Annotated in this window: 4 protein-coding genes and 6 pseudogenes; 3 read left to right on the forward strand and 7 right to left on the reverse strand. The window is 36.4% G+C overall.

The window, feature by feature from the left end; translation table 11 throughout:
* Nucleotides 1-80 precede the first annotated feature (80 nt).
* The 3 genes and pseudogenes from JCM13188_RS14430 to JCM13188_RS14445 form a co-directional block, all read right to left on the reverse strand.
* Nucleotides 81-809, reverse strand: coding sequence for an ABC transporter permease (locus JCM13188_RS14430; protein WP_054754706.1), 729 nt, complete (start codon nt 807-809; stop codon nt 81-83).
* Nucleotides 797-1,300 (reverse strand): annotated as a pseudogene (locus JCM13188_RS19595) (ABC transporter permease). Before JCM13188_RS19595 ends, JCM13188_RS14430 begins: the two are co-directional and overlap by 13 nt.
* Nucleotides 1,300-2,036 (reverse strand): annotated as a pseudogene (locus tag JCM13188_RS14445) (ABC transporter ATP-binding protein). The pseudogenes JCM13188_RS19595 and JCM13188_RS14445 overlap by 1 nt, the downstream one beginning before the upstream one ends.
* Before the next feature lie 144 nt (nt 2,037-2,180).
* On the opposite strand from JCM13188_RS14445, the gene JCM13188_RS14450 reads away from it, so the two are divergent.
* Nucleotides 2,181-2,597 carry an HIT family protein gene (locus tag JCM13188_RS14450; RefSeq protein ID WP_054754709.1) on the forward strand — a complete coding sequence of 139 codons (417 nt, stop codon included), beginning with the start codon at nt 2,181-2,183 and terminating at the stop codon, nt 2,595-2,597.
* 77 nt (nt 2,598-2,674) lie between these two features.
* On the forward strand, nt 2,675-3,049 hold the full coding sequence (locus tag JCM13188_RS14455) for a YtxH domain-containing protein (RefSeq protein ID WP_054754710.1): 375 nt from the start codon (nt 2,675-2,677) through the stop codon (nt 3,047-3,049).
* A 79-nt stretch (nt 3,050-3,128) separates the two neighbouring features.
* Here JCM13188_RS14455 and JCM13188_RS14460 read toward each other — a convergent pair.
* From JCM13188_RS14460 to JCM13188_RS14475, 4 pseudogenes are all read right to left on the reverse strand, one after another.
* Nucleotides 3,129-4,048 (reverse strand): annotated as a pseudogene (locus JCM13188_RS14460) (glycine betaine ABC transporter substrate-binding protein).
* Nucleotides 4,049-4,052: 4 nt separating this feature from the next.
* Nucleotides 4,053-4,981, reverse strand: a pseudogene (locus JCM13188_RS14465) (glycine betaine ABC transporter substrate-binding protein).
* 68 nt (nt 4,982-5,049) lie between these two features.
* Nucleotides 5,050-5,896: pseudogene (locus tag JCM13188_RS14470) on the reverse strand (ABC transporter permease).
* A gap of 28 nt (nt 5,897-5,924) precedes the next feature.
* Nucleotides 5,925-7,120: pseudogene (locus JCM13188_RS14475) on the reverse strand (quaternary amine ABC transporter ATP-binding protein).
* 299 nt (nt 7,121-7,419) lie between these two features.
* Between JCM13188_RS14475 and JCM13188_RS14480 the strand changes: the two are divergent.
* Nucleotides 7,420-7,905, forward strand: coding sequence for a GbsR/MarR family transcriptional regulator (locus JCM13188_RS14480; protein ID WP_279401921.1), 486 nt, complete (start codon nt 7,420-7,422; stop codon nt 7,903-7,905).
* The last annotated feature ends 71 nt before the right edge of the window (nt 7,906-7,976 follow it).

Genomic DNA, 7,976 nt, shown 5'->3' on the forward strand with positions numbered 1-7,976 from the left:
TATTCGATCATAACGTAATAACCTCACGTTTTTAAAAACGAAATATGGTACATGCCAAGAAATGACATGTACCACTGTGATTAACTCATTTTGCGAATTCGTGATTTTACATAAAAGTTCTCAAACATTAAGGTAAATGCTAATCCGATTCCTCCATAAATCACGGCGCCAATTAAATCACTCACGAATATGAAGAACACAAACAGAACAATGACTTTAAAAAACATCAGAAGAAATATTAACTGATGAACAGCTTTACGGCGTAGCGTCTCGGGCACTGGGTAAAGCTGAATCCAGTCCAATGTTTTATGATGATTGTAAATCGTTATAAACTGAAAGCCAGTCACAAATAAAAACAATACCGCAAAAATAAGTTTTCCCCAAAATAATGGTACCCAGTATATAAAGAATACCGTTAACCCCATTAATCTTAAGTACATTCCAAAATAGTCACCGCTTCTAATAAAAGTAATGAAATATAAATATACAAACGTACTAGATTGATCGAATTTAATTGGCTTAGTGATCAATCGGACAATGGCATGACGCTTCTTAGGTTTACGTTTTAAATCAGGAACATCTGTTGATAAATTAGCCATTCGATAAAATAACTGTAGTCTCGCTTCTTCTTTTTCAATCAACACATCCCAGGGTAGTGAATTTTGTTTAAAAATATTCCAGTAATTCAAGAATGCAACTCCAATAATAAGGAATGCAGCAATACTCACATAAACAAACTCACTATTGACGAGAAAATATACTAGCATCACATTGATGGCTAACCTTACAAGTAAATCTAAAAATTGCAATCTACGGTCGCGCGTTGGTCCAAAAACCAAACAGCTAGTAAATTAACAACTTTAATTCCTATTAAAATGCCAAGCATAATCAATAAATATTTAGCATTAATATCTGGATAAAGTTTTAAATAAAGCGGGGTAAACACAAATAGAAAAATCGCAATCCAATAGGCCTGTATGACTAAGCTATAAATTATTCCGTTTCTCATATAGGGCTTTAGCCGGTTTTCAATACTTAACAAAACACCATGTCCGCTTCTTTAAAAAAATGTACGTACGGGACTATGGGCTAATAAAAGCCCTAGAACAACTGCCATAATCCAATCAACCGGAAATGTCTCGGGTACACCTTCCAACCATTGTTGGTAAAAATATGCTCCGGCGGCAACGAAGAAGATTAATGCGAATGCTAAATGATCATTAAACATTAATCGTAAATAGCGGCTTAACATTTTAATATGATGGCTAAATCGCTCTTTCCATAATTGATTCGTATCCATTAGGCATCGTCCTTTGTTAATTGAACATAAATGTCATCTAGGCTGGCGTTTGGCATGTTAAAATCTTGTTGTAGTTTCTCGAGAGTTCCGAATGCACGAATTTTACCTTGGTGTAAAATAACAAATCGATCACAGTACTTTTCTGCGGTTGCTAAAATATGTGTTGACATTAATACGCCTGCACCCTGCTCTTTCATTTCATTCATGGTATCTAAATAAGATTGAATACCAAGAGGATCCAGGCCAACAAACGGTTCATCTACGATATATAAAGATGGTTTGACCAAAAACGCACACATAATCATAACTTTCTGGCGCATCCCTTTTGAAAAATGAACTGGAAACCACTTTTTCTTATTATCTAAACGGAACTCTTTTAATAAAAATTCAGTTCTTTTTGGTAAGTTTCCTCATCAATTCCGTAAGCCATCGCAGTCAATCTTAAATGCTCTTCCAATGTTAGCTCTTCATACAACATTGGCATTTCAGGTATGTAGGCAAACTCTCGCCTGTATTCTTCTAAATCATCTTTAACCGTGAGCCCATTAATACGAATAGACCCTTGTTTAGGGCTCATTAACCCAATAATATGTTTAATGGTTGTACTTTTTCCAGCTCCATTTAAACCAATCAGTCCAACCACTTCACCTTGTTTGACATCAAATGATATTCCGTGCAAAACATTCTGCTGTGTATAGCCACCGACTAATTCTTCGATTCTTAAAAGGTCGCTCATGTTATCCCTCACTTCTTTCTATATCGCTACTGTTTATCATACCAAAATTGGTTAGATTTAATAGAAATGACGTATTCTTCTGTTATTCGACATGACCTTACGTTAAAATAAATGGTAAGAATATGCATAAGGAGGACTTAATAAATGTCAGATTGTATTTTTTGTAAAATTATCGATGGAGAGATTCCTTCCGCAAAAATTTATGAGGACGAGCATGTATATGCCTTCTTAGATATTAGCCAAGTAACAGAAGGTCATACTTTACTCATACCTAAAAACCACAAACAAGATATTTATGACCTTGATGAAGAGACAGCATCAAACTTATTTAAAGCCGTGCCAAAAGTTGCTAACGCCATTAAGGCAGCTTATCAGCCCAAAGGTATGAACTTATTAAATAATAACGGTTCTTTCGCAGATCAAAGCGTCTTCCACGTTCACCTCCATTTAATTCCTCGTTACGATGAAAACGACGGATTTAAATCTAAGTGGACGGTTTGGGAAGAATCATCTCCAGAAAAACTACAAGAAATCGCTAAAAAAATTACGGCAGAACTATAAAATCACATCAAATAGACACTAAACAATGTAGTCAAAAACAGTTATAATAATAAGTAACAATGAAAGGAGTCGATACGATGGCAAGTGGGAAATCGTTAGCACTAGGTGTTTTATTTGGCAGTGTTGTCGGAGCTTCTGTTTCGCTACTAACCACACCTAGTTCTGGTGAAGAATTAAGAACAAAAGTTAAGGACCAAAGCGATCGATTACGTGATATAGCTCAGCAAATTAGAGAAGATGGATTAGACCTTAAAAACCAGTTGACTCAGACATCAAAAGAAGGCGCAGCATTATTGAAAGATTTATCCCAAGACATTAAGGTCTCCATTGAAAGCTGGAAAGAAACTATTGAACCACACCAAGAAAGTTTACAGGAACATTTGAAACAAATTGAAGATAGTATTAAAGAGCTTGAAGATAAGCTTAAAGATGATAAAAAACAAGAGGTTTAAGAAAAAGCGTCCGTTTTTAGCGGACGCTTTTTTAGTACAAAAAACTCGGCTGATCCATGATCAACCGAGTTATTAGCTATTATTCAGCTGGTTTTAAGTCTTCAATTGAATCAATATCCATATAAGATGGAACAACGATACCAATTTTAGCACCCTCTAGGTTTGGACCTAGATCTTCAACGCTATCTTTAACTTTTTCGTAGAGTCAGCATGTGTAAATGGTAACCATGCTGCAGCTGTGGCATCAACATCGCCACTACCTACTGCTTGGAATACAGCAGCAACATCAACAGGTGTAACCGTTACATTAAAGCCTTTTTCTTCCATAGCAATTTTCAGAACACTTGAAGAAGCACGTTCAGAATCCCATGGTGTTGAAGCTAGTTCAACTTCTACACCATCAACGTCTTCAACGCCTTCAAGCCAAGCGTCTACCTTGTCACGATTATCATCTACCCAACGCTGGGCAACTTCATCAATAGAATCACCAGTATCTTGGGATTCATACATGATTTCTTCCATGTCTTCTACATCCCACTCAAACTGATCAAGAAGTTTATAAGCGTTTGGCTTTTCATCCTGTAAACCATTTTTAGCTAAAGTGTTAATATTTTCCGCTTCACCATAAATGCCTTTAGGGTCATCAAGATACTTTAAGTCAGGGAACTTCGCAAATTTCCAATGCGGGTTCCAACCAGTAACAATAATTGGCTCTTCATTAGAAATAGCTTCTTCTAATGCTGTAACCATTGCTGCTGTCGATGATGTTTCTAAAGTCCATCCACTTAAATTTTCATACTCTTCAATAGCTTTTTCAGTAGTTACTGTGATTCCTGCACCAGGTTCAATCCCAGTGATTGTATAATCTACTGCTTCACTATAGTTTGTACCATCATTACTACCGTTATCTGTTCCTTCTTCTGAAGAATCAGTATCTCCACATGCTGCAATTATTAGGAGAAAAGAAATCGCGATTAGGCCTTTGTAAAATAACCTCATGCAATTATTCAACTCCTTCTGTCCACTCAGCTACTTTCTCTTGGTTATTTTCTACCCAATTAGCAGCTGCTTCTTCTGCTGAAGCGCCATCACTAACCTCTAGCATAACTTCTTCCATATCAGCAGTTTCCCAGTTAAATTGGTCTAATACTTTATAAGCGTTTGGAAGGTCTTCTTCTAAACCTTCGCGAACCATTGTTTTAATAACTTCAGCATCACCGAAAGATTTCTCTGGGTCTTCTAAGTATTTAAGGTCATACTTTGCAAATTTCCAGTGTGGAGTCCAACCCGTTACAACAATTGGTTCTTCATTGCTAATAGCTTCGCCTAAAGCAGTAGCCATTGCACCACTTGAAGAAGTTTCTACAGACCAACCTTCAAGTTCTGGGTATGTTTCTACAGCACTTTCAGCTGCCTTTACGACACCCGCACCAGGCTCAATTCCAGTAATTTTTGGTCTAATTCATCAGCATAATTTTCAAGATCTGAGATTGATTCAACATCCATATATTCAGGAACAACTAAACCAATCTTAGCACCTTCTAAGTTTTCTCCTAAATCTACTAAATTATCTTTATGTTCTTCATAAAGGTCTCCGTGTGTAGCTGGTAACCAAGCAGCTACCATACCATCAGCTTCGCCAGACGCAACCGACTGCCACATAACAGCATTGTCAATTGGAGTGATCGTAACATCATAACCTAAGTCCTCTAAAACTTTACCTACAACATTAGTAGACGCAAGTTCAGAATCCCACTCAACATATACTAACTCAATTTCTTTCCCTTCTCCTACTTGTGCGCTTTCTTCAGAGCCTTCTCCCTGATTTTCCGAGTTACCTTCTTCATTGTCACTTGAACCGCCACAAGCAGCTAGAACAAGTACTAAAGCTAACATAGCTAATAAACTAAGCGATTTCCATGTCTTAAACATGTTTAATCAACTCCCCTTTACAAAATTTTTATATGAAACTTCAAACTTATTGAAGTAACACCCTAAGTTTAATCTTTATTTAAGTTCTGAGTAATACGGTCAATGATAATTGCCAAGATTACAATTCCTAGCCCCGCTACGAAACCTGCACCAGCTTCTGAACGTTGTAATGCAGATAATACGTCACGACCTAGACCAGGTGCACCGATCATAGATGCAATAACAACCATTGATAGAGACAACATAACCGTCTGGTTTACACCAGCCATAATGGTTGTTTTAGCCATTGGCAGTTCAACTTTAAATAGCTTTTGATTTCCAGTTGCACCAAAGGCATCTGATGCTTCAACCAACTCATTAGAAACCTGCCTAATCCCTAAGTTAGTAAAACGTACCACAGGTGGTGTTGCAAAGATGAATGACGCAAATACACCTGGTACCATACCGATTCCGAAAAATACGACAGCAGGGATTAAATAAACGAGGCTGGCATTGTTTGCATAAAGTCTAATACTGGTTTAATAATGGCCTCTGCAATCGAGCTCTTAGACATCAATATCCCAACTGGAATACCGACAATGACCGAAATCGCACTTGAGACTAATACAAGTGTAAAAGTAAACATTAATTGTTCCCAAAGTTGTTGGTTATAAATAAAAGTAATCCAAGTAGAGTAAATATTGGTAGTGCAATTCGTTTACCAGAAATAAAGAATGCAATAACTACCATAATAGCAATGATAATAATAGCTGGTACTCCAGCTAAAAGGTCAGCGAAACCTTCAATAAAATCACCGAAGTCATTTTTAATCGGATCAAAGAACCAACTAAAGGTATCTGTTATTTTTTCTACGGCTGTATCAACCCATTCGGCTACTGGAATAGTATCACCGAAGAATTCTTGAAATGATGTCATAAAACTAAGTACAGTTAAGCCTAATATATTAGTTATCATCTCCGTTCACCTCGTTTCCATTCGCCAATGCTGCAATCACTGCACCACGCACAATAATGCCACGTAACTTCCCTTCTTCAACAACAGCTACAGGTACAGGAGCATCATGAATTAAATCAAAAATATCTTGAATTGCTGTATCTTTTTCAACTTTTGGCATATCAGTACGTAAAATTCGTTTAAAGCATTCTTCTCTTGCTTTCTAGCTTCAGAAACATCATCAGCTGTTACATAACCTTTTAAATTACGAGAACGGTCGACGACGTAAATACTTGATAGTCCTTGTTCACGAATTCGCTCTAAAGCTACACGTGGACCGTGCTTATCAATATCGACTGTCTCAGGGCGTTTCATAATTTTTTCTGCTGTTAGTACTTTAGAACGATCCACATCTTCAACGAATTTCTCAACATAATCATTAGCTGGATTAATGAGAATTTCTTCAGGAGAACCGATTTGAACAATCGACCCATCTTTCATTAACGCAATACGGTCACCGATACGTAATGCTTCATCCAAGTCGTGTGTAATAAAGACGATTGTTTTTGCATTTTCTCTTGTAAATCTAGTAACTCATCCTGCATATCTTTACGAATTAATGGATCTAATGCAGAAAATGCTTCGTCCATTAATAATACTTCTGGATCATTAGCAAGTGCACGTGCTAAACCAACACGCTGCTGCATACCACCTGATAATTGACTAGGAAGTTGATCCACAAAGCTACCCAAACCAACAAGTTCTAAAGCTTCTCTAGCCTTTTTAGAACGTTCGTCTTTAGAAACACCTTGAATTTCTAAACCGAATTCTGTGTTTTCCAATACGCTTCTAAATGGAAATAGTGCGAATTTCTGAAACACCATACTCATTTTTCACGGCGTACTTTGCGGAGAGATTCTTTATTCATTTTCGCTAATCTTTCTCCGTCAACTTCGACTTCACCTTCTGTAGGTTCAATCAATCTATTAAGCAAACGTACTAATGTAGATTTACCACTTCCTGATAAACCCATAATTACGAATACTTCACCTTCTTCAACTTCGAAGTTAGCTCGATTGACACCGACCGTACAACCCGTTTTTTCAAGGATTTCTTCTTTAGAATAACCTCGTCTAATAACTTCTGTGCCTCTTTCGTTTTTTTTCCAAAAATCTTGGATAAATTATTTACTTTAATGACTGGCACATTCCTTCACCTCTCTTTGTCTGACTTTTATCTCATAGTTTTGTCATCTTCTGTAAACACTCTGTAACAAATTCACCCTTTCAACTATAAGGTTTAGTTCAGTATTTTTCAAACTTAATGAACAGTGATTTCAGTTTATTAAGTTTGTAAAATTTAAACTTAACAAACTTGAGTAGCTAAATGATTAAATTTTACTCTTAAATACTTCGTTTTACTACCAGATGTAAAAGTTTGAAATTAAAATATTTTATTGTAAAGTGGAGAATAGATTTCGCAAAGGAGGCCATTTAAAGACTGTTATGGACAAACCTACCTCTGAACAATTTGAACACATAAATAATCAATTAATCTCAGAGTTTTCTAAGACCCTAGAAATGTTTTCATTAAATCAAACAGAAGCCCAGCTATTTGTCACCTTATTTTTCAATGATGAGCCGATGACCTTAGATGATATGAAAGACGCCTTAGGTAGAAGCAAAACTGCTATGAGTAATGCAACAAGAACATTGCTAGATTTCAATCTAATTGAAAGAGTATTTATCAAAGGTGCACGTAAAGATCTCTATCAAGCTAAAAAAGATTTATATGATAAATTCATGAAAACCTATGTAAGTCGATGGCTATCTGCAATTGACCAGCAATTAAGTAGCTTAGACTCCATTCAAAGTCAAGTACAAGAGTCGAATATTAATTCAGATAGTCTAGACAATAAATTAACTGAAGCGATTAAATTTCACAGATCGCTAGAAGAAGTTTTTAAGCAAATTAGTCAATATGACCAGTAGTAAATATCCGCCCGTAGAACGGGCGGTTTTAGTTTCGCCCTATAAGGGCACATTACCAACATGCCCCTAAA

Origin of the sequence: Piscibacillus salipiscarius JCM 13188 (assembly GCF_001311865.1) — a bacterium.
In the GTDB taxonomy this organism is placed as follows: domain Bacteria; phylum Bacillota; class Bacilli; order Bacillales; family Alkalibacillaceae; genus Piscibacillus; species Piscibacillus salipiscarius.

What these genes read in the sequence shown, in the direction of transcription:
- JCM13188_RS14450 (WP_054754709.1), top strand. Translation starts at nt 2,181, where the DNA reads ATGTCAGATTGTATTTTTTGTAAAATTATCGATGGAGAGATTCCTTCC.
- JCM13188_RS14455 (WP_054754710.1), top strand. Translation starts at nt 2,675, where the DNA reads ATGGCAAGTGGGAAATCGTTAGCACTAGGTGTTTTATTTGGCAGTGTT.
- JCM13188_RS14480 (WP_279401921.1), top strand. Translation starts at nt 7,420, where the DNA reads ATGGACAAACCTACCTCTGAACAATTTGAACACATAAATAATCAATTA.